The following is a 20,376-nucleotide window of genomic DNA, read 5'->3' on the forward strand; positions in this document are numbered from 1 at the left end:
CGTCAAAGTTTCCCACGGCTGCGCAGCAGATCGACCACGACCTTCGCGCCGATCTCCGCCATGTTCTGCTTGAGCGTCAGGTGCATCTGCGTGAAATGCTCGCGCAGGAATGCCGCATTGGCGTGGTCGCTCAATTGCAGCAGCGTCTCACGTGCCAGTGCCTCGGGCGTCGCGTCATCCTGCAGTAGCTCGGGCACGACAAAGCGGCCGGACAGGATGTTCGGCAGCCCCACGTACGGCAGATAGCCCTTGCGCTTCATGATCTGCGCCGTCAACCAGGGCACCTTGTAGGTGATGACCATGGGCTTCTTGTACAACGCGGCTTCCAAGGTGGCTGTGCCACTGGCGAGCAGAATGACATCGGCGGCTTCCATCGCTGCGTGCGACTGACCGTCGACCACCCACAGATGCAGGCCCGGATGCTCGGCAAGCAGGGCATCGATCCGCTCACGCAATGTCGCGTTGGCGGCCGGCAGCACAAATGCGATGTCCGGCTCGACCGCCTGCATGCGCGCCATGGCGGCAAACAGCGTCGGCCCCAGGTTCTTGACCTCGGAGTTACGGCTGCCCGGCAGCACCGCCACGACCTTGCGGCCCAGCGGAAGACCCAGGCGTGTGCGTGCGCCTTCCACGTCCGGCACCAGCGGAATCACATCCGCCAGGGGATGGCCGACATACGTGGCAGGAATGCCCGCGCGAGCATAGATCTCCGGCTCGAACGGGAACAGGCAGAGGATGTGGTCAACCGCACGCGCGATCGTCTTGATACGCCCGGCGCGCCACGCCCAGATCGACGGGCTGACGAAGTGCACCACAGGCACACCTGCCCGCCGCATGGCGATCTCGACGTTGAAATTGAAGTCCGGCGCGTCAACGCCGATGAAGGCCAAGGGGGGCTTGGCCAGCAGGTCCTGCTTGAGTTCCTTGCGAATGGCGAGAATCTCACGCAGTTGACCAAGCACCTCCACGTAGCCGTTGACCGACAGCTTGTGCATCGGCCAGTTCGACTGAAAGCCCTGCTCCGCCATGCGTGCACCGCCGATGCCGTTGTAGGCAATATCGAACGGCAGCTGCGCATGCAGCCCCTTGAGCAGCAGCGAGGCCAGCAGATCGCCGGACGCCTCGCCGGCTACCATGCCGATGCGGCGTACCGGCGCAGCCCCCTGGGCCTGCTCGGTCAACGTACGATGCCGCGCTTGGTGGCGGCGATGAAGTCAGCAAACGCGGTCAACACTTCACGCGTCGGGGCATCGTCGGTCTGGGCGGTCTGCGCCGCAATCTCGGCCTTGGCCTGATCGAAGCTCAGGTCGCTCTTGTAGAGCAGCTTGTACGCCTGGCGCAGGCCGGTGATCTGCTCGGCCGTGAAGCCGCGGCGGCGCAGGCCTTCCACGTTGATACCGTGCGGCGCGGCCTTGTTGCCGCCCTTGTCGCTAGCGGCGATCACAAACGGCGGCACATCCTGCACCAACGCCGATGCACCGCCCAGCATCGCATGCGCGCCGATGCGCACGAACTGATGCACACCCGACATGCCGCCGAGAATGGCCCAGTCGCCCACTTCCACGTGGCCGGCAATCTGCGCGTTGCTGGAGAACACCGTGTGGTTGCCCACGCGGCAATCGTGCGCGATGTGCACGTAGGCCATGATCCAGTTGTCGTCGCCAATGGACGTAATGCCGGCATCCTGTGAGGTACCGGTGTGGATCGTGGTGAATTCGCGAATGGTATTGCGGTCGCCAACGATGAGCTGCGTCGGCTCATCGCGGTACTTCATGTCCTGCGGACGGCCGCCCACCGAGGCGAAGTGGCCGATGCTATTGTCGCGACCCAGCGTGGTGTAGCCCTCGACCACCGTGTGGTGGCCAACACGCGTGCCCGCGCCCATGCGCACATTCGGCCCGACGACGGTGAAGGCACCAATCTCGACGCTCGAATCCAGCTCGGCCTTCGGGTCGATCTGCGCGGTCGGATGGATCTTGCTCGTGGTCATGCGGCTCCCTTCGGTTCGTCCTTGACGATCGCGCACATGATTTCGGCCTCGGCGGCAAGCTTGTCTTCCACCATCGCATACACCTTGAACTTCCAGAAACCGCGCTTGCCGCGCAGCACTTCTGCATGCAGGCAAAGCTGGTCGCCCGGCACCACCTGGCTCTTGAAACGCGCGCCGTCAATTGCCGTGAACAGGTAGAGATCGTTCTCGTTACGCTGGTGGCCTGGCTCACCGAAGGTCAGCAGCGCGGCAGTCTGCGCCAGCGCTTCGAGAATCAGCACGCCCGGCATGACCGGATGCCCCGGGAAGTGACCATTGAAGAATGGCTCGTTGAACGTGACGTTCTTGATTGCCTTGATGCGCTTGCCGGCTTCCAACTCAACCACGCGATCCACCAGCAGCATCGGGTAACGATGCGGCAGCAAATCGAGGATCTTCTTGATGTTGAAATCGCTGACGAGGCTCGTCGTCGCGCTCGTCACATTCGATGCTTCAGTCATGATTCTTTTCGCAGGTCTTTGACCCGCTGTTCCAGTTGTTGCAACCGTTCGCGCATGCGCGTCAGGCCTCGGACGATGGCCGCGTTACGTTCCCAGTCGCCATGCGGCATGAACGGGAAGACGCTGGTGAAATGGCCACCGGGTTTGGTGATGGATTTTGTGATGGACGTACCGCCCGAGACGGTCACACGATCCGCAATCGTCAGATGGCCCGCAAAGTTGGCTGCGCCACCGATGATGCAGTAGCGCCCGATCTTCGTGCTGCCGGAGATGGCCGCGCAGCCTGCAATGACGGTGTACGCGCCAACGTGCACGTTGTGCGCGATCTGCACCTGGTTATCGATCTTGCAGCCCTGCTCGACCACCGTATCCGCCATGGCACCGCGGTCGATCGCAGTGTTCGCGCCGATCTCCACGTCATCGCCAATCACAGCGCGGCCGATCTGCGGAATCTTCACCCACTCGCCGCCTTGCGGACCGAAATCCGGTGCGAAGCCGAAGCCGTCAGCGCCGATCACCACGCCGCTGTGCAAGATGCAGCGCGCACCCACCACACAGCCGTGGTAAATCGAGACGTTGGCGTAGAAAAGCGTGTCGTCACCAATGCGTGCATCCGCGCCGACAAAACTGTTGCCGGCAATACGCACGCGCTCACCAAGCACAGCGCCCGCTTCGATGATCACGTTCGGGCCGATCGAACACGATGCCGGCACCACGGCGCCCTCGCCGACGCTCGCGCTCGGGTGGATGCCAGGCACCACCGGCCGCGCAGTCAACGCAACGAAGCGTTGGGCAACACGGGCAAACGCAGCATACGGATTGGCGGCCACAAGCCAGTTGCGGCCGTCGGCATGACCTTGGGCGGCAAGCGTTTCCAGATCGCGAGGCGACACGATGATCGCACCCGCGCTGGAGTCCACAGCCTGATTGAGGTACAGCGGATTGGAAAGAAAGGCGAGCTGATCGGCGCCGGCCTGATCCAGCGGCGCGATCGACTTGACGATCAGGCCTGCGTCACCCTGGACGGTCGCGCCGAGCGACGCGGCAAGTTCACCAAGCGAAAACGACATGGGAGCAACCTCATTTCGCCGATTGCGAAGCCGCGTTCAGCGCCTTGAGCACATCGTCGGTGATGTCGATACGCGGATTCACATACACCGCTTCCTGCACGATCAGATCGTACTTGCGCTGCTCGGCGATCGAACGGATCACGCGGTTGGCGCGCTCGAGCACCTGGGCCAGCTCTTCATTGCGACGCTGGTTCAGGTCTTCACGGAATTCGCGCTGCTTGCGCTGGAAATCGCGGTCCAGATCGGACAGCTCGCGCTGACGGCGCGTGCGGTCAGCATCTGCCAGCACGGCCGAGTCCTTGTCCAGCTTGTCGGACATCGCCTTGAGCTTGGCAGCCGTGTCCTGCAGATCGCGGTCGCGCTTGGCGAACTCGGCTTCCAGCTTGGACTGCGCTGCCTTTGCCGGCTGCGAGTCGCGCAGGATGCGCTCGGAATTGACAGCGGCGATACGCGCTTCCTGCGCAGCAACCGGCAGCGCAAAGCTGGCAGCAGCAAGTGCGGCAAAAGCGGCGGACACACCCATGCGGGACAACGTGATGCGCGTGGATTTCATGATGAATGCGGCCATTAGAATGCAGTCCCGATCTGGAACTGGAAGCGTTGAGTCTGATCCTCGGCCTTCCGCTTGATCGGGAAGCCCATGCTGATCTTCAGCGGACCAATCGGCGACAGCCACGACAGGCCGAAACCGGTCGAGTAGCGCATATCGCTCAGCTTGTACGGTTGAGCGGCTTCCGCGAACACGTTACCGTAGTCGAAGAAGGTGAACAGGCGGACGGTGCGGTCCACACCCGACCCCGGCAGCGGGAAAATGAACTCCACGTTGCCGACGATCTTGCTGGAGCCACCAATGGCGATGCCGTTGGCGTCGCGCGGGCCCAGCGTGCTGGTCTCATAACCGCGCACCGAGCCGATACCGCCTGCGTAGTAGTTCTTGAAAATCGGGAAGTCCTTGCCGCCGTAGCCTCGGCCGTAGCCGAACTCGTTGTTGAAGGCCAGCGTGAACGACTTCGAGACCGGGTAGAACCACTGGTGCTGGTAGTACGCGCGGTAGTACGTGACACCGCCCGGAACGCCGACTTCCAAATTGGCCTGCTGATAGCGGCCACGCGTCGGAACCAGGGCGCTGTCACGCTGATCCTTCGACCAACCGATCGTGAGCGGGAAGTTGGTGGTAACGCGACCGTTCTTGGCAACCCAGTTCTGATAGGCCAGCGGCGTGTTGGTCGACACGTCAATGGTCGTGCGCTCAACGCCGATACCGAAGAACACGGTATCGGTTTCCGAGAACGGCACGCCAAACTTCATGTTGCCGCCCTGTTGCACGATCTTGTAGTTCGAGTCGCCGGTGTAATACAGCGGCTGATACGTACGGTAGTACAGCTCGGTCGAGCGGCTGATACCGTCAGTCGTGAAGTACGGGTCGTACTGCGTCACCGCAATGGTACGGTTTGCCTTGGAGGTGTTCACGTCCAGGCCCAGGCTGGTACCGGAACCGAACACGTTGTCCTGACGGATACCGGCCGAGAGCACCACCTTGTCAGTCGACGAGAAACCCACGCCCAGGTTGATCTGGCCGGTCGGCTTTTCCGTCACGTTGACGTTCACGTCCACTTGGTCAGGCGTGCCCGGCACGTCTTCGGTGGTGATGTTCGCATCGGTGAAGTAGCCCGTGCGGTTGATACGATTCTGCGAGAGCTGCAGCTTCTCGCCGTCAAACCACGAGGCTTCCATCTGGCGCATTTCACGGCGCACCACTTCATCACGCGTCTTGCTGTTACCCAGCACGTTGACGCGACGCACGTAGACGCGACGCCCCGGATCGACCACCAGCGTGAGCGCAACGGTACGGTCCTTCTGGTTGATCTGCGGCTGCGGGTTGATCGTGGCGAAAGCGTAGCCGTACGTGCCAAGCAGATCGGTGATCGACTTGGTCGTGGCCGACAGCTTGGCCGAGGAGAACACATCGCCCTGCTTGAGCTTGATGAGCTTCTCCATCTCGGCCTGCTTCGAAAGCAGTTCGCCGGTCAGCTTGATGTCCGACACCTTGTACTGCTCACCCTCGTGGATGTTCAGCGTCAGGTAAATGTCCTTCTTGTCCGGCGTGATGGAAACCTGTGTCGACTCGATGGCGAATTCCAGGTAACCGCGGTCCAGGTAGAACGAGCGCAGTGCTTCCAGGTCAGCCGTCAGCTTCTGCTTGGAGTACAGATCGTTCTTGGTGTACCACGACAGCCAGTTGGGCGTGGACAGCTGCATCTCGTCGCGCAGGTCGCTTTCCTTAAAAGCCTTGTTGCCGACGATATTGATCTGGCGGATCTTGGCAGTCGGGCCCTCATCCACCGTGAAGGTGATCGACACACGGTTGGCATCGACGGGCGTGACAGTGGTCGACACGTCGGCGGCGTAGTAGCCGCGCGAAACGTACTGGCGCTTGATTTCCTGCTCGGCGCGGTCGATCAGCGATTTGTCGTAGTAACGGGCTTCGGCCACGCCCACACCACGCAGCGTCTTACGCAGCGCATCCTTGTCGAATTCCTTGAAGCCGATGAACTCGAGCTGCGAGATAGCCGGACGCTCTTCCACGCGCACCACCAGCACGTTGCCTTCGGCGCGGATCTGCACGTCCTTGAAGAAGCCGGTGTTGTAGAGCGCGCGGATCGATTCTGCGCCCTTTTCGTCGGTGAAGGTCTCACCCACCTTCACGGGCAGATAGCCGAACACGGTACCCGGTTCGACGCGCTGTACCCCCTCCACGCGAATGTCCTTGACGACGAACGGCTCCACTGCATGAGCCTGACCGGCAGTCACGGTCAGCACGGAGGCCGCCAGCACGCTGAGCGGGAAGCGATGTTGTCTGATCAATCTAATCCCCTAATTGGATCCAGTTGGAATCCACTTCCGAGTGTTTTCAAAACTTTGGGTTGCCCACTCACGCTAGTGGCAACGATGAGGCCTGCCGATCAAGCTTGATTCGGTCTAGCCTCGAGTCAGAAACAGCCGACTCAAATCGTTGTACAAGGCGAGCGAAGTGAGAAGCAGAATGCAGGCGACGCCGATCTTTTGAAGTACTGCTTGCCAGGATTCCGGCACGGGTCGGCCTGTCAAAAATTCCACGCAATAATACAGCAAATGCCCCCCATCCAATACCGGAACGGGCAACAAGTTCAAGACACCGAGACTGACGCTGATCAACGCGAGAAAGCCCACAAAGGTCTGCCAGCCAAGGCTTGCCGCCTTGCCTGCAAAGTCGGCCACCGTGATCGGGCCACTCAGGTTCTGCAGCGAAGCTTGCCCCACGATCATCTTGCCCAGCACCTGCAGCGACAGCACCGAGGTCTCCCAGACCTGATGCAAACCGTGCACCAACGCGGCGCCCGGCGCGTCACGCATCAGCGCTGTCTCGACCTTCTGGTTGAGTTGGGCACCCAGCTTGCCGACCTTCGGCCCGCTCGGATTCTTCGGGTCGGTATCAGCGTCGGGACGCACCGGCAGCGTCATCGGCTCGCCATTACGCAGAATGTCGATCGAAGCGTTCTGCTCCGGCATGGCGCGAATCTGGCGGATGAGATCCATCGCCTGGTCTGCGGGCTGGCCTGCGAAGCGGACGATCTGATCGCCGGCACGCAACCCGGCGCGGGAGGCAGCGCTATTCGGCAGAACGTCGACGATGGTGACCGGGCCACCAAGCAGACGCAAACCAATCTGGTCAATCACATCGGCTTGGGGCGTACGGGCGGGGCTCGGCAGCCCCTGCAGATGAACCGTACGCTCCGCGCCATCAGTACCGCGCACTTGCAGGAGCGCGTCATGTCCGCCAATACCGGCGGAATACAGACGCATACGTACATCGCTCCAGCTACGCACGGGGCTTGGGGCTTCCACGTCAGTGCCGACGGCGATCACACGATCCTTTGCGCGCAGATCAGCCTGAGCGGCAATGCTGCCCGGTGGCGGCGCACCAAGGATGGGCAGCGGCTCAATCGCTCCAACCCACGCCAGCACGGCATACAGAACGATCGCCAGCAGAAAGTTGGCGATCGGGCCGGCGGCCACGATGGCGAAACGCTTGTAGACAGGCTGGTGGTCGAAGGTGCGCGGCAGCTCTTCGGGCAGGATGGGCGGGTCTTTCTCGGGGTCTCTTGCACCCTCGCCCAGCATCTTGACGTAACCGCCAAGTGGGATGGCGCAGAGGGTCCACTCGGTGCGGTCCGGGCCGCGGCCGACATGACGGAACAGCACCTTGCCAAAGCCAACCGAGAACCGCAGCACTTTCACGCCGCACAGGCGCGCGACGCTGTAGTGGCCCAGTTCATGAATGACGATCAGTACCGCGATCGCAAAAACAAACGCTAAAACGGTCTGCAAGAACCTTCTCCGGATGCACTGATGGGCGCGCACGGGCACAACCCGAGCGAGCGCACTATGTTACCCGCTCGCGCTGACAGAGCACTTGTCACGCGGCTGGCAGATGCGCACACGCCGTCGCAATGTAGTGCTCGGCGCAACTGCGCGCCTGCGCATCAGCTGCGAAAACGGTGTCGAGCGAATCTGCCGGCACGATGGAGGCACGCGCCAGCGTGTCACCCACCACGGCAGCGATGTCGGTAAAACGGATGCGGCGCTGCAAAAATGCCTCGACCGCCACCTCGTTGGCCGCGTTCAGTACAGCAGGTGCCGTGCCACCGGCGCGCAGCGCATCGAAAGCGAGCGCCAGGCACGGGAAGCGGCGCAAGTCCGGCTCCTCGAAGGTGAGCGTGCCAGTGGCGGCCAGATCCAGCAGCGGCACGCCGGCTTCAATGCGCTCCGGATACGCCAGCCCGTAGGCAATCGGCGTGCGCATATCGGGGTTGCCGAGCTGCGCGAGTACCGAGCCATCATCGTAGCCGACCATCGAATGAATCACGCTCTGCGGATGGATCAGCACCTCCAGGTGCTCGACCGGCACGCCGAACAGCCAGTACGCCTCAATCACCTCCAGCCCCTTGTTCATCATGGTGGCGGAGTCGACCGAGATCTTGCGCCCCATGACCCAGTTGGGATGGGCGCAGGCCTGGTCGGGCGTGACGTCGGCGAGCGTGTCGACCGCACGTGTGCGGAATGGACCGCCCGAAGCGGTCAGGACGATACGCGACACACCGCGCCCAAATTTCGGGGCCTGCTGTGGCAGGCACTGGAAAATGGCGTTGTGCTCGCTGTCGATCGGCAACACGGTTGCGCCATGCTGATGAACGGCGTCCATGAAGAGCGCGCCGGACATCACCAACGCTTCCTTATTGGCCAGCAGCACACGCTTGCCGGCACGCACAGCGGCTAGCGTCGGACGCAAGCCCGCGGCGCCAACAATGGCCGCCATCACAGCATCGCAATCGGGGTGCGCCGAGGCCTCTTCCAGTGCCTCGGGGCCAAAGCGAATGTCGATACCGACGGCATCGGCGCCAAGTTGATCGCGCAACGCATCCGCTGCGACGGCCGAACCGAGCACAGCCATCCGCGGACGAAACTCGCGGCACAGTGTGGCGAGCTTGTCGGCCTGTGCGTTGGCCGTGAGTGCGAATACGCGGTACTTGTCCGGGTGACTGCGCACCACGTCGAGCGTGCTGTCACCAATGGAGCCGGTCGCGCCAAGAACGGTCAAACGCATCATGTTCGGAAGACGCCTCAGGAAATCAGCAACGCAGCCAGCGGGAACACCGGCAGCAGCGCATCGATACGGTCGAGCACGCCGCCATGACCGGGCAGCAGACGGCTGCTGTCCTTCATGCCGACCTGACGCTTGAGCAGAGATTCAAACAAGTCGCCGCCGATGCTTGCAGCCACCAGCACGATCGTGAGCGCCAAGGCTACGACCGCACCGTTCTGGTCGAACTGATGCGAGAACCATGTCGGCGCAAACCAATGCGTAACGCCCGCCACTGTGGCGATGATTGCCACGAGCACCGCCCCGCCGATCGCACCCTCCCATGACTTGCCCGGGCTGATGGTCGGCGCCAGCTTGCGGCGGCCGATGGCCTTGCCGACGAAATACGCGCCCACGTCTGCCGCCCAAACGAGCACCGCCACGGAAAGCAGGAAGGCAACCCCGTGTGTGCGCAATTCAATCGCGGCATGCACAAACGCCGGCAACATCACCAAGCCCAGCAGCGTGAAGACGACTTTGCGCGTACCGTGCAGTTCACGCACACCACCCGCCAGCAGCCCCCAGGCGACCACCCAGGCGATCACCGCACCAAGAAACAGCGGCCGCACGTCGCCACGCACAGGGATGTCATGCCAGGCGATCGTCAGCACAACCACGACCACCGCATACAGCACCGGCCCCCACCAGCTCGGCAAGCGCACGAGCCGCCCCCACTCCCAGGCTGCCAGCACGGCAAACACCGTCACCAGCCCGTCAAGGCCGGCTGGCGGTGCAAAGAACAGAATGGGCAGGATGACAATCAGCAGGCAGACAGCGGTAATGACGCGAGTCAGCAGCATGTGTCAGGCTCCGGCAGATAGCGCGGGGGGAACATCGGGCTCGAGCTGCGCGCTGGTGCGACCGAAGCGGCGCTCGCGGTTGCGATACCAGGCAAAGGCGCGATCCAGCTCGGCGGCGTCGAAATCGGGCCAGTAGCGATCGGTGAAGTACAGCTCCGAGTACGCAAGCTGCCACAGCAGGAAGTTGCTGATGCGCTGCTCACCGCCGGTGCGGATGAACAGATCCGGCTCGGGCGCGTAAGCCAACGCCATGTACGGCGCAAGAACATCTTCCGTGATGGCTTCGGGCGCGATGCCCGGCTGCGCCACCATCAAGGCGCGCATGGCCTGGAGGATGTCCCAGCGGCCGCCATAGTTGGCGAGGATGGTGACCGTCAACCCCGGATTGGCAGCCGTCTTGGCCTCAGCCTCGCGGATCAGCAATTGGATCCGCGGACTGAATGCCGAGAGATCGCCCACCACGCGCAGCCGGATGCCGTTGTCGTGCAGCTTGCTCACTTCACGGCGCAGCGCTGTCATGAACAGCTTCATCAGGAAGGTGACTTCGTCGGCCGGGCGGCGCCAGTTCTCGGAGCTGAAGGCGAACAGCGTCAGGTAACCGACACCTCGGCGCGCTGCGGCTTCAACCGTCGCACGCACGGCGTCGAGGCCGCGACTGTGTCCGGCCACGCGCGGCAGGTGGCGTTCAGTGGCCCAGCGGCCGTTGCCATCCATGATGACGGCAACATGACGCGGCGTATCGGCGGTGTCCGGCACCGCCTGTGTGGAACTGATATGCATGAATCGGGCTTCCCGCAGCCGGCACCCAATGCACCGGCCTCGGGAGACGGCCTTACACCGTCATGATTTCCTTGTCTTTCTCGGCGACCAGCTTGTCGATTTCGGCGACGAACTTGTCGGTCAGCTTCTGCACGTCGTCGCCACCACGGCGCTCATCGTCTTCCGAGATGGCCTTGTCCTTGACCAGTTTCTTGAGCTGCTCGTTCGCGTCGCGGCGCAGGTTGCGCACGGCAACCTTGGCGTCTTCGCCCTCACCCTTCACGACCTTGGTCAGCTCCTTGCGGCGCTCTTCGGTCAGCGCGGGCGTCGGGACACGAATGATGTCACCCATGGTGGCAGGATTCAGGCCCAGATCCGCTTCACGGATGGCCTTCTCCACGACCTGCACCATCTTCTTTTCCCACGGTTGCACGCCGATCGTGCGCGCGTCCACCAGCGTCACGTTGGCGACTTGGCTGATCGGCACCATCGAACCGTAGTAGTCGACTTGCACGTGATCGAGCAGACCAGTGTGGGCTCGCCCAGTGCGGATCTTGGCCAGATCCGTCTTGAGAGCCTCGATCGACTTCTGCATCTTCTGCTCGGCATTCTTCTTAACATCGGCGACGCTCATACTTCCTCCGAACGATAACGGCGGCCTGCCAGATAAACGCCCCGGAACACGACACAGGGCACAGGCAAAACCAAAAAGACAATAGGCGATTTTACATGGAAGCCGCTCGCCAACGCCATTTACGCGGAGTCAGCGAACGGTAAAAAAGGGGCTTACCAAGCGGCGGAGCGCCCGCCTCAGACGTGCACCAGCGTGCCCTCGTCTTCACCCATGATGACGCGCTTGAGTGCGCCCGGCTTCTGGATCGAGAACACCTTGATCGGCAGCTTCTGGTCGCGGCACAGCGCGAAGGCAGTCGCATCCATCACCTGCAGGTTGCGCGAGATGGCCTCGTCGAACGTGATGGTGGTGTAGCGGGTGGCACTCGGATCCTTCTTTGGGTCGGCAGTGTAGACGCCGTCAACCTTGGTGGCCTTGAGGACGATTTCGGCGCCGATTTCCGAACCACGCAGCGCAGCTGCGGTGTCGGTGGTGAAGAACGGGTTGCCGGTGCCAGCCGCGAAGATCACGATCTTGCCCTCTTCCAACTGGCGGATCGCGCGCGGGCGGATGTACGGCTCAACCACCTGATCCAGGCGCAGCGCCGATTGCACACGGCCTTCGAGGTTGGCGTGGCGCATGGCGTCCTGCAGGGCCAGCGCGTTCATCATCGTGGCCAGCATACCCATGTAGTCGGCCGTGGCGCGGTCCATACCGGCTGCACCACCCGCAACGCCGCGGAAGATGTTGCCGCCACCAATCACCACTGCCACCTGCACGCCCAACTTCACGATTTCGGCGATGTCGTTGACCATCCCTTCGATGGTGCTGCGATTGATGCCGAAGGCATCGTCGCCCATCAGGGCTTCGCCGGAAAGTTTGAGTAGAACGCGCTTATAGGCAGGCATGGAGATCCTCGTGACGATTCCTGGTACGGGAAACAGGAAAGGGGGAAATGACGCTGCGACCGGCAAAGCCCTGGGGGCTCCGCTCATCCCGCAACCTTCTTGCGCGGAAGCCGTCCTGGCGTGATAGCCGGCCGACGCCCGCGCAAGCAGGCTGCACCTGCAAACAGGGCACCTTGCGGTGCCCTGTCTGTTCGGCATTATACGATCGCGCCGATGGAGAAAAGTTGCTCTGCCGGCCCGTACTTATGCCGGCGGCGGGCTGACTGCCGCCCCATCGGTAGCAATCGCTGCAGCATTACGCCTGTTGCTTTGCAGCAGCCACTTGGGCAGCCACTTCCGCAGCGAAGTCGTCCTGCTTCTTCTCGATGCCTTCGCCCACCACGTACAGCGTGAAAGCCTTCACGGTCGTGTTGGCAGCCTTGAGCATCTGCTCAACGGTCTGCTTGTCGTTCTTCACGAACGGCTGGTTCAGCAGCGAGACTTCCTTCAGGTACTTCTGCACGCTGCCTTCCACCATCTTGGCGACGATTTCAGCCGGCTTGCCCGATTCGGCAGCCTTCTGCTCGGCAACGCTACGTTCCTTGGCGACCAGCTCGGCCGGCACGTCATCCGCCGACAGCGACACCGGCTTCATGGCCGCAGCCTGCATTGCAGCGTCCTTGGCGGCCACTTCGTCACCCTGGAACGCCACCATCACGCCGATACGGGTGCCGTGCAGGTACGACGTCAGCTGCGTGCCTTCGAAGCGCTGGAAGCGGCGGATCGTCATGTTCTCGCCGATCTTGCCGATCAGGCCCACACGCACATCCTCAACCGTCGGGCCGAAACCGTCTTGCGACAGCGGCAGCGCGCCGATAGCCGCAACGTCAGCCGGATTGCTCTTGGCGATCAGCGCAGCCACCGAGTTGGCGAAGGCCAGGAACGAATCGTTCTTCGAGACGAAGTCGGTTTCGCAATTGATCTCGACCAGCGCGCCGACCGTACCGTCCACCGCAGCCGCCACCACGCCTTCAGCGGTGATGCGCGAGGCGGCCTTGCCTGCCTTGTTACCCAGCTTCACGCGCAGAATTTCTTCGGCCTTTTCCAGGTTGCCTTCGGCTTCCGTCAGGGCCTTCTTGCATTCCATCATCGGCGCGTCGGTCTTCGCGCGCAGTTCTGCAACCATGCTTGCGGTAATTGCCGCCATTCTCATGCTCCTTGTTTCAGATCGTCGTCCGGCTACGCGCTGAATCCGTCTTTGCGTCTTCGCTTCGCGCCGGCCTGTCGTCCGGGTTGTATCCGGCCGCCCCACGAAATACGACGCGCGTGGGACATCCGCATGACAAATTTCAAAAAAAAGGGGCGTTTGTTACGCGCCCCTGTCTGGCCATTGATTTCGATGCACTGCATCGAAAGCGGCCTGACGCACTCCCCGCCCGGTAATGCGGCGGGTGCACGCCTTTTTGTGTTTTAGCCTTCTTGGACTTCGACGAAGTCGTCGCCGCCGCGAGCAGCTTCCACGACTTCCTGAACGGCGTTAGCACGGCCTTCCAGGATCGCGTCGGCCACGCCGCGCACGTACAGCGCAACAGCCTTGCTCGAGTCGTCGTTACCCGGGATAACGTAGTCGATGCCTTCCGGCGAGTGGTTCGTGTCAACCACGCCGATCACCGGAATGCCCAGCTTGGCAGCTTCAGTCACGGCGATCTTGTGGTAACCAACGTCCACCACGAAGATGGCGTCCGGAATGCCGCCCATATCCTTGATACCGCCGATGGACTTTTGCAGCTTGTCCATTTCGCGCTCGAACATCAGCGCTTCCTTCTTGCTCATGGTGTCGGTCGCGCCAGCTTCCTTGGCGGCTTCCATGTCCTTGAGGCGCTTGATCGAGGTCTTGACCGTCTTGAAGTTGGTCAGCATGCCGCCGAGCCAGCGGCTGTCGACGAACGGCATGCCTGCACGAGCGGCTTCCTCAGCCAGGATCTCGCGCGACTGACGCTTCGTGCCGACGAACATGATGGTGCCCCGGTTGGCTGCCAGTTGGCGCACATACTTCAATGCGTCCAGGTACATCGGCAGCGTCTTTTCCAGGTTGATGATGTGAATCTTGTTGCGATGGCCGAAAATGAAGGGGGCCATCTTCGGGTTCCAGAAGCGGGTTTGGTGGCCAAAGTGGACACCGGCTTCCAGCATTTCGCGCATGGTCACGGACATGAAATTCTCCAGTCGGGTTAGGTCTAAAGCCGCCTCAGACATCCCTCGCATGCGATACGACGGACACCCGCGGTGAAGCGGCTCGCGATTTCAAGCACCGCCAGCCACATGGCCAGCAATCTGCTCAGCCAGCGATTATAGCCACAAAAACCCAATCAACTCAAGACCTTCCGAGCATTGACGCCGGATAGACCAAGACCAGCGCCCGACGCCCAAAAACCCCGTCCGGGCCGCTTTGGTGCGATAATTCATCCTTTAGATACAACGTGGCGCCTCGCGCGCCTGCGTGCAGAAAGAGTCACAGCATGGCCGTTACCATTCACACCGCCGAAGACATTGCGCACATGCGCGTGGCCTGCCGGCTTGCGTCCGAAGTCCTGGATTACATCACCCCGTTCGTCAAACCGGGTGTCACCACGGGCAAGCTGAACGAGTTGTGCCATGCCTACATGCGTGACGTGCAAGGCACTGTGCCGGCGCCGCTCAACTATGCGCCGCCCGGCTACCCACCCTTCCCCGCGTCGATCTGCACGTCGGTCAACGACGTGATCTGCCACGGCATTCCGACCGACAAGGTGCTTAAGAACGGTGACATCGTCAACCTGGACATCACCGTCATCACCAAGGAAGGCTACTACGGCGATACCAGCCGCACCTTCATCGTCGGCGAAGGCTCGATCCTGGCCAAGCGACTGACGCAGGTGACCTTCGAGTGCATGTGGAAGGGTATCGCCGCAGTGCGCCCCGGCGCACGTCTGGGCGACATCGGCCACGTGATCCAGCAGCATGCAGAAGCCGCCGGCTACAGCGTGGTGCGCGAGTATTGCGGCCACGGCATCGGCAAGGTCTTCCACGCAGATCCGCAGATCCTGCACTACGGCCGTCCGGGCACCGGCATGGAGCTCAAGGCCGGCATGATCTTCACGATCGAGCCGATGATCAACGCAGGCAAGCGCGACATCCGCACGATGCCTGACCAATGGACCGTCAAGACGCGTGACCGCAGCTTGTCGGCCCAATGGGAGCACACCCTGCTGGTGACAGAAACCGGCTACGAAGTGTTGACTGTGTCGGCACTGACGCCACCTGCACCGGAATTCGTGCGCGAAGGCACGCCGGCCACGGCCTGATTGAACCAAGCGGTGCATTCACCCGCGAGTGCACCGTAGCGGCCGGCCCTGCGCCGGCCCGACTCTTGCAGCGACCGGACATTTCCTCCGGTCGTTGTTCCATTCACGCTCCACTCATGCACACCGCCGCTGCCGTCAACCCCGAGATTTCGCCGCGCGACACCCTGAAGGCCGAACGCACGCACCTGTTTGCGCAGTTCGACCAGCATGCCAACGTGCACCAACTTGTGACCAAGTTGGCCCGCGCGGTGGATCACGCATTGGTGCAACTCTGGCAGGACGAGCAGATGCCCGCCGACTGTGCGCTGATCGCGGTGGGCGGTTACGGGCGCGGCGAGCTGTTCCCGCATTCCGACGTCGACATCCTCCTGTTGCTGCCGCAAGCCGCAGACAAGGCACCCGAATCGCTTCAAGCACGCCTGGAAGCGTTCATCGGCCGCTGCTGGGACATGGGGCTGGATATCGGCTCATCGGTGCGCACAGTGGACGAATGCATCCACGAGGCAGCACAGGATGTGACGGTGCAGACATCGCTGCTGGAAGCACGCCTGCTGACCGGTGACGAGGGCCTGTACCGCACGTTCGAGACACACTACCAGGGCCATCTGGACGCCACGGACTTCTTCCAGTCCAAGCTGCTGGAAATGCGCCAGCGGCACGCCAAGTACCAAGACACGCCGTACTCGCTCGAGCCCAACTGCAAGGAAAGCCCCGGCGGCCTGCGCGATCTGCAGGTGATTCTGTGGATGACGCGTGCGGCGGGCTTTGGGTCGAGCTGGAACGAGCTGCTTGCCAACGGGCTGCTCACGCGCCGTGAGGCGCAGGAACTGGCAAGCAACGAGCGTCTGCTCAAGACGATTCGCGCGCGCCTGCACATGCTGGCCGGGCGGCGCCAGGACGTGCTCGTCTTCGATCTGCAGACGCAATTGGCCGAGGCCTTCGGCTACCGCGCGACCACCGCCAAGCGCGCCAGTGAGCAGATCATGCGCCGCTACTATTGGGCGGCCAAGGCGGTCACGCAGCTCAATACGGTAGTGCTGCAGAACATCGAGGCGCGGCTGTTCCCGACCGAGCTCGGCATCACGCGCAAGATCAACGAGCGCTTTGTCGAGCGCCAGGGGATGCTGGAGCTTGCCGCCCCCGACCTGTATCAGCGCGAGCCGACGGCCATCCTGGAAACCTTCCTGCTGTACGAGCAGGTGCGCGGCATCAAGGGCCTGTCGGCCAATACGCTGCGCGCGCTCTACAACGCCCGCACGCTGATGGACGTGAAGTGGCGCAAGGACCCGGCCAACCGCGCGCTGTTCCTGGAGATCCTGCAGCAGCCGCAGGGCATCACCCACGCATTGCGCCTGATGAACCAGACCAGCGTGCTGGGGCGCTACCTGCTCAACTTCCGGCGCATCGTCGGGCAGATGCAGCACGACCTGTTCCACGTCTACACGGTGGATCAGCACATCCTGATGGTGGTGCGCAACATCCGCCGCTTCGCCATCGTTGAGCACACGCACGAGTTCCCGTTCTGCAGCCAGTTGATGGCGAACTTCGACAAGCCGTGGGTGCTGACCATCGCTGCGCTGTTTCACGACATCGCCAAGGGACGCGGCGGCGATCACTCCGTGCTCGGTATGACCGACGCGCGACGCTTCTGCAAGGACCACGGTCTCGCCAAGGAAGACAGCGACCTGATCGTCTGGCTGGTCGAGCACCACCTGACCATGAGCCAGGTAGCGCAGAAGCAGGACGTGGGCGACCCCGATGTCATTCGCCGCTTTGCCGATCTGGTTGGCAATGAACGGCGCCTGACCGCCCTGTATCTGCTGACGGTGGCCGACATCCGCGGCACCAGCCCCAAGGTGTGGAATGCCTGGAAGGGCAAGCTGCTCGAAGACCTGTATCGCATGACGTTGCGCGCGCTCGGCGGCGCCACCACCGATCCGCACGCCGTGCTGGAAGGTCGCAAGGAAAGAGCGCGCGCCCTCCTGCGCCTGGCCACGGTGGATGACACTGCGTATGACGCGCTGTGGAGGCAGCTCGACGTGGGTGTGTTCCTGCGCCATGGCGCGAGCGACATCGCCTGGTTCACGCGACACTTCCACCACCGGATCGACACCACCATCCCGATCGTGCGTGCGCGCATCTCGCCCGTGGGCGAAGGGTTGCAGGTGGCGGTGTACTCGCCCGACCGGCCCGACCTGTTCGCGCGCATCTGCGGTTACTTCGAGCGCAAGAGCCTGACGATTCTCGACGCCAAGATCCACACCACCAAGCACGGCTACGCGCTCGACACCTTCCAGGTGGCCGACACGGGAACCGGCCTGGTGGAGCCCGGCCACTACCGCGACATCATCACGCTGGTCGAGCACGAACTCGCCGAGCAGATCTCGCGCGAAACCGCCCTGCCCGAACCGCCGCGCGGACGCATCTCGCGCCAGTCGCGCAGCTTCCCGATCAAGCCGCGCGTCGATCTTCGCCCCGATGAGCGTGGGCAGTACTACCTGCTCTCCATCTCGGCCACGGACCGCACCGGCCTGCTGTATGCCATTGCCCGCGTGCTCGCCCACCATCGCGTGTCGGTGCACACCGCGCGCATCAACACGCTGGGCGAACGCGTGGAAGACATTTTCCTGGTCGACGGCGCACGCCTGACCCAGGACACCAAACTGCAGCTCGCGCTTGAAAGCGAGCTGCTTGATGCGCTCGCCATTTGAGCGCCAGCCTTACCGGTCTTGATTCATGACTACCGATTCTGACGATTTCCCGGGCGACGACGACAAGCGCCGCAGCGACCCGACCCAACGCGCCACCCGCCCGGGCAAGCGCGCCACGCTCGGCGTACGCCGCGATGACGAAGGCAACGCCGTGAAAGCCACCGGCAAGCCGCTGCGCGCGTCCGACCTGAACCGCGATCGCCTGCCGCTGCGCCCCTCGCAACGTCGCCCCGAGCCTGCTGAAGGCGAGCGCAAGCCGCGCCCGCCACGACGCGACGGCGGCAACAATAGCGGCCAAGCACCGCGTCGCGCGCAGAGCGATCGCCCTCCCCGCCGGTTTGACGACGAACGCCCGCCGCGCAAATTTGGCGACGACCAGCGCCCGCCACGTCGCTTTGAAGATCGTCCTCCGCGCCGGTTTGATGATGAGCGTCCGCCACGCCGGTTCAGCGACGATCAACGTCCGCCACGGCGCTCCGATGACGGGCGCCCTCCGCGTCGCTTCGAAGACCGTCCTCCGCGCCGGTTTGACGACGAGCGCCCGCCGCGCCGGTTCAGCGACGATCAACGCCCGCCCCGGCGCTTTGATGACGAGCGTCCGCCGCGTCGCTTCGAAGACCGTCCGCCGCGCCGGTTTGAGGATGAACGTCCGCCACGCAAGTTCAGCGACGACCAACGCCCGCCCCGTCGCTTTGATGACGAGCGTCCGCCGCGTCGCTTCGAAGACCGTCCGCCGCGCCGTTTTGACGATGAACGTCCGCCGCGCAAGTTCAGCGACGACCAACGCCCGCCCCGTCGCTTTGATGACGAGCGTCCGCCGCGTCGTTTCGAAGACCGCCCACCGCGCCGGTTTGACGATGAGCGCCCGCCGCGCCGGTTCAACGACGATCAACGCCCACCCCGCCGCTCCGACGACGAGCGGCCACCGCGTCGTTTCGAAGACCGCCCGCCGCGTCGTTTCGATGACGAGCGCCCGCGCCGCTATGGCGACGATCAACGCGCCCAACGTCGTGATGGCGACCAGCGCCCGCCGCGTCGCTTTGACGACGAGCGTCCTCCCCGTCGATTCGACGACGAGCAACGGCCGCCGCGTCGCTATGGCGATGACCGCGCACCGCGTCGTTTCGACAACGACCACCCGCCACGCCGCTTTGAAGATCGCCCGCAGCGTGCCGAGCGTGAAGAACGCGCGCCGCGCCGCACAGAGCAAGAGGCACCGCGCCAGACTCCGCAAGCCGACGAGAGCGGGCTGGTCCGCCTGTCCAAGCGCATGTCCGAGCTGGGCTTGTGCTCGCGCCGCGAGGCGGATGAGTGGATCCCGCGCGGCTGGGTGCTGGTGGACGGCGAACCCGTGACGGAACTGGGTTCGCGGGTGAAGCCGGATGCGATCATCGAAATCCATCAGGCTGCGCGTTCTGAACAGGGCGAACGCGTGACCGTGCTGCTGCACAAGCCGGTCGGCTATGTGTCGGGGCAAGCGGAAGACGGCTACCAACCGGCGGCGGCACTGTTCGTGCCGGAAAACCAGTGGGAGCAAGACCCCACGCGCAAGCGCTTCGCACCGTGGCAGCGCAAGGCACTGGCGCCGGCCGGCCGACTGGATATCGACTCCACTGGCCTGCTCGTGCTGACGCAGGACGGCCGCGTGGCACGCCACCTGATCGGCGAAGATTCGACTGTCGAGAAGGAGTACCTGGTGCGCGTGGTGTGGGACTCGCCGGAAGGCCGGGTCGAACACGACATCTCCAAGGTCTTCCCGGAAGAGCTGCTGGAGAAGCTGCGCTTTGGCCTGTGGCTCGATGACGAAGAGCTCAAGCCCGCGAAGGTGAGCTGGCAGAACGAGGAGCAACTGCGCTTCGTGCTGCGCGAAGGCAAGAAGCGCCAGATCCGCCGCATGTGCGAACAGGTGGGGCTGGAAGTGATTGGCCTCAAGCGCATCCGCATGGGCCGCATCGTGCTGGGCGACCTGCCGGTCGGCCAGTGGCGCTTCCTGGGGCCGTTCGAGAAGTTCTGAGGCACACC

The 20,376-nt window shown here is 63.2% G+C and carries 17 protein-coding genes; 3 read left to right on the forward strand and 14 right to left on the reverse strand.

Annotation, left to right across the window (positions count from 1 at the left end; all coding sequences use genetic code 11):
• Positions 1-2: 2 nt before the first annotated feature.
• From lpxB to rpsB, 14 genes are all read right to left on the reverse strand, one after another.
• On the reverse strand, positions 3-1,136 hold the full coding sequence (lpxB, locus tag PI87_RS01190; RefSeq protein ID WP_157003070.1) for a lipid-A-disaccharide synthase: 1,134 nt from the start codon (positions 1,134-1,136) through the stop codon (positions 3-5).
• A gap of 41 nt (positions 1,137-1,177) precedes the next feature.
• Positions 1,178-1,990, reverse strand: a complete 813-nt coding sequence (lpxA, locus tag PI87_RS01195) for an acyl-ACP--UDP-N-acetylglucosamine O-acyltransferase (RefSeq protein ID WP_039595858.1) — start codon at positions 1,988-1,990, stop codon at positions 1,178-1,180.
• On the reverse strand, positions 1,987-2,490 hold the full coding sequence (gene fabZ / locus PI87_RS01200) for a 3-hydroxyacyl-ACP dehydratase FabZ (RefSeq protein WP_039595859.1): 504 nt from the start codon (positions 2,488-2,490) through the stop codon (positions 1,987-1,989). The genes lpxA and fabZ overlap by 4 nt, the downstream gene beginning before the upstream one ends.
• On the reverse strand, positions 2,487-3,560 hold the full coding sequence (gene lpxD / locus PI87_RS01205; protein WP_039595860.1) for a UDP-3-O-(3-hydroxymyristoyl)glucosamine N-acyltransferase: 1,074 nt from the start codon (positions 3,558-3,560) through the stop codon (positions 2,487-2,489). Before lpxD ends, fabZ begins: the two co-directional genes overlap by 4 nt.
• Positions 3,561-3,570: 10 nt before the next feature.
• The gene (locus PI87_RS01210) at positions 3,571-4,128 is read right to left on the reverse strand and encodes an OmpH family outer membrane protein (protein ID WP_039595861.1); all 558 of its coding nucleotides are present in this window, start codon (positions 4,126-4,128) and stop codon (positions 3,571-3,573) included.
• Positions 4,128-6,425 carry an outer membrane protein assembly factor BamA gene (gene bamA, locus PI87_RS01215; protein WP_039595862.1) on the reverse strand — a complete coding sequence of 766 codons (2,298 nt, stop codon included), beginning with the start codon at positions 6,423-6,425 and terminating at the stop codon, positions 4,128-4,130. The genes PI87_RS01210 and bamA overlap by 1 nt, the downstream gene beginning before the upstream one ends.
• A 114-nt stretch (positions 6,426-6,539) precedes the next feature.
• Positions 6,540-7,928, reverse strand: a complete 1,389-nt coding sequence (gene rseP, locus PI87_RS01220; RefSeq protein WP_039595863.1) for an RIP metalloprotease RseP — start codon at positions 7,926-7,928, stop codon at positions 6,540-6,542.
• A gap of 88 nt (positions 7,929-8,016) precedes the next feature.
• Positions 8,017-9,207 carry a 1-deoxy-D-xylulose-5-phosphate reductoisomerase gene (ispC, locus tag PI87_RS01225; protein WP_039595864.1) on the reverse strand — a complete coding sequence of 397 codons (1,191 nt, stop codon included), beginning with the start codon at positions 9,205-9,207 and terminating at the stop codon, positions 8,017-8,019.
• 14 nt (positions 9,208-9,221) lie between these two features.
• Positions 9,222-10,040 (reverse strand): phosphatidate cytidylyltransferase, encoded by an 819-nt coding sequence (locus PI87_RS01230; RefSeq protein ID WP_039595865.1) that lies wholly within the window; start codon positions 10,038-10,040, stop codon positions 9,222-9,224.
• A gap of 3 nt (positions 10,041-10,043) precedes the next feature.
• A complete protein-coding gene (uppS, locus tag PI87_RS01235; protein WP_039595866.1) occupies positions 10,044-10,820 on the reverse strand; it encodes a polyprenyl diphosphate synthase in 777 nt (258 codons plus the stop codon).
• A 52-nt stretch (positions 10,821-10,872) separates the two neighbouring features.
• The gene (gene frr / locus PI87_RS01240) at positions 10,873-11,433 is read right to left on the reverse strand and encodes a ribosome recycling factor (protein ID WP_039595867.1); all 561 of its coding nucleotides are present in this window, start codon (positions 11,431-11,433) and stop codon (positions 10,873-10,875) included.
• Positions 11,434-11,609: 176 nt separating this feature from the next.
• Positions 11,610-12,320, reverse strand: coding sequence for a UMP kinase (gene pyrH, locus PI87_RS01245; protein ID WP_039595868.1), 711 nt, complete (start codon positions 12,318-12,320; stop codon positions 11,610-11,612).
• A 295-nt stretch (positions 12,321-12,615) separates the two neighbouring features.
• Complete coding sequence (gene tsf / locus PI87_RS01250) at positions 12,616-13,506, reverse strand: translation elongation factor Ts (RefSeq protein WP_039595869.1); 891 nt, start codon at positions 13,504-13,506, stop codon at positions 12,616-12,618.
• A gap of 263 nt (positions 13,507-13,769) precedes the next feature.
• Entirely contained in the window at positions 13,770-14,513 is a 744-nt protein-coding gene (gene rpsB, locus PI87_RS01255; RefSeq protein ID WP_039595870.1) for a 30S ribosomal protein S2, read from the reverse strand.
• Between the two features lie 305 nt (positions 14,514-14,818).
• On the opposite strand from rpsB, the gene map reads away from it, so the two are divergent.
• From map to PI87_RS01270, 3 genes are all read left to right on the forward strand, one after another.
• Positions 14,819-15,643 (forward strand): type I methionyl aminopeptidase, encoded by an 825-nt coding sequence (gene map / locus PI87_RS01260; protein WP_039595871.1) that lies wholly within the window; start codon positions 14,819-14,821, stop codon positions 15,641-15,643.
• A gap of 116 nt (positions 15,644-15,759) precedes the next feature.
• Entirely contained in the window at positions 15,760-18,354 is a 2,595-nt protein-coding gene (locus PI87_RS01265) for a [protein-PII] uridylyltransferase (protein WP_039595872.1), read from the forward strand.
• A gap of 25 nt (positions 18,355-18,379) precedes the next feature.
• Positions 18,380-20,368, forward strand: a complete 1,989-nt coding sequence (locus PI87_RS01270) for a pseudouridine synthase (RefSeq protein WP_039595873.1) — start codon at positions 18,380-18,382, stop codon at positions 20,366-20,368.
• Positions 20,369-20,376: the final 8 nt, after the last annotated feature.

This window comes from Ralstonia sp. A12 (assembly GCF_000801955.1).
Classification (GTDB): Bacteria; Pseudomonadota; Gammaproteobacteria; order Burkholderiales; family Burkholderiaceae; genus Ralstonia.

Bases quoted from the DNA above. Each gene is read 5' to 3' on its own strand.
- lpxB (WP_157003070.1), bottom strand. From the start codon at position 1,136: ATGGTAGCCGGCGAGGCGTCCGGCGATCTGCTGGCCTCGCTGCTGCTC.
- lpxA (WP_039595858.1), bottom strand. From the start codon at position 1,990: ATGACCACGAGCAAGATCCATCCGACCGCGCAGATCGACCCGAAGGCC.
- fabZ (WP_039595859.1), bottom strand. From the start codon at position 2,490: ATGACTGAAGCATCGAATGTGACGAGCGCGACGACGAGCCTCGTCAGC.
- lpxD (WP_039595860.1), bottom strand. From the start codon at position 3,560: ATGTCGTTTTCGCTTGGTGAACTTGCCGCGTCGCTCGGCGCGACCGTC.
- PI87_RS01210 (WP_039595861.1), bottom strand. From the start codon at position 4,128: ATGGCCGCATTCATCATGAAATCCACGCGCATCACGTTGTCCCGCATG.
- ispC (WP_039595864.1), bottom strand. From the start codon at position 9,207: ATGATGCGTTTGACCGTTCTTGGCGCGACCGGCTCCATTGGTGACAGC.
- PI87_RS01230 (WP_039595865.1), bottom strand. From the start codon at position 10,040: ATGCTGCTGACTCGCGTCATTACCGCTGTCTGCCTGCTGATTGTCATC.
- uppS (WP_039595866.1), bottom strand. From the start codon at position 10,820: ATGCATATCAGTTCCACACAGGCGGTGCCGGACACCGCCGATACGCCG.
- frr (WP_039595867.1), bottom strand. From the start codon at position 11,433: ATGAGCGTCGCCGATGTTAAGAAGAATGCCGAGCAGAAGATGCAGAAG.
- pyrH (WP_039595868.1), bottom strand. From the start codon at position 12,320: ATGCCTGCCTATAAGCGCGTTCTACTCAAACTTTCCGGCGAAGCCCTG.
- tsf (WP_039595869.1), bottom strand. From the start codon at position 13,506: ATGGCGGCAATTACCGCAAGCATGGTTGCAGAACTGCGCGCGAAGACC.
- rpsB (WP_039595870.1), bottom strand. From the start codon at position 14,513: ATGTCCGTGACCATGCGCGAAATGCTGGAAGCCGGTGTCCACTTTGGC.
- map (WP_039595871.1), top strand. From the start codon at position 14,819: ATGGCCGTTACCATTCACACCGCCGAAGACATTGCGCACATGCGCGTG.
- PI87_RS01265 (WP_039595872.1), top strand. From the start codon at position 15,760: ATGCACACCGCCGCTGCCGTCAACCCCGAGATTTCGCCGCGCGACACC.
- PI87_RS01270 (WP_039595873.1), top strand. From the start codon at position 18,380: ATGACTACCGATTCTGACGATTTCCCGGGCGACGACGACAAGCGCCGC.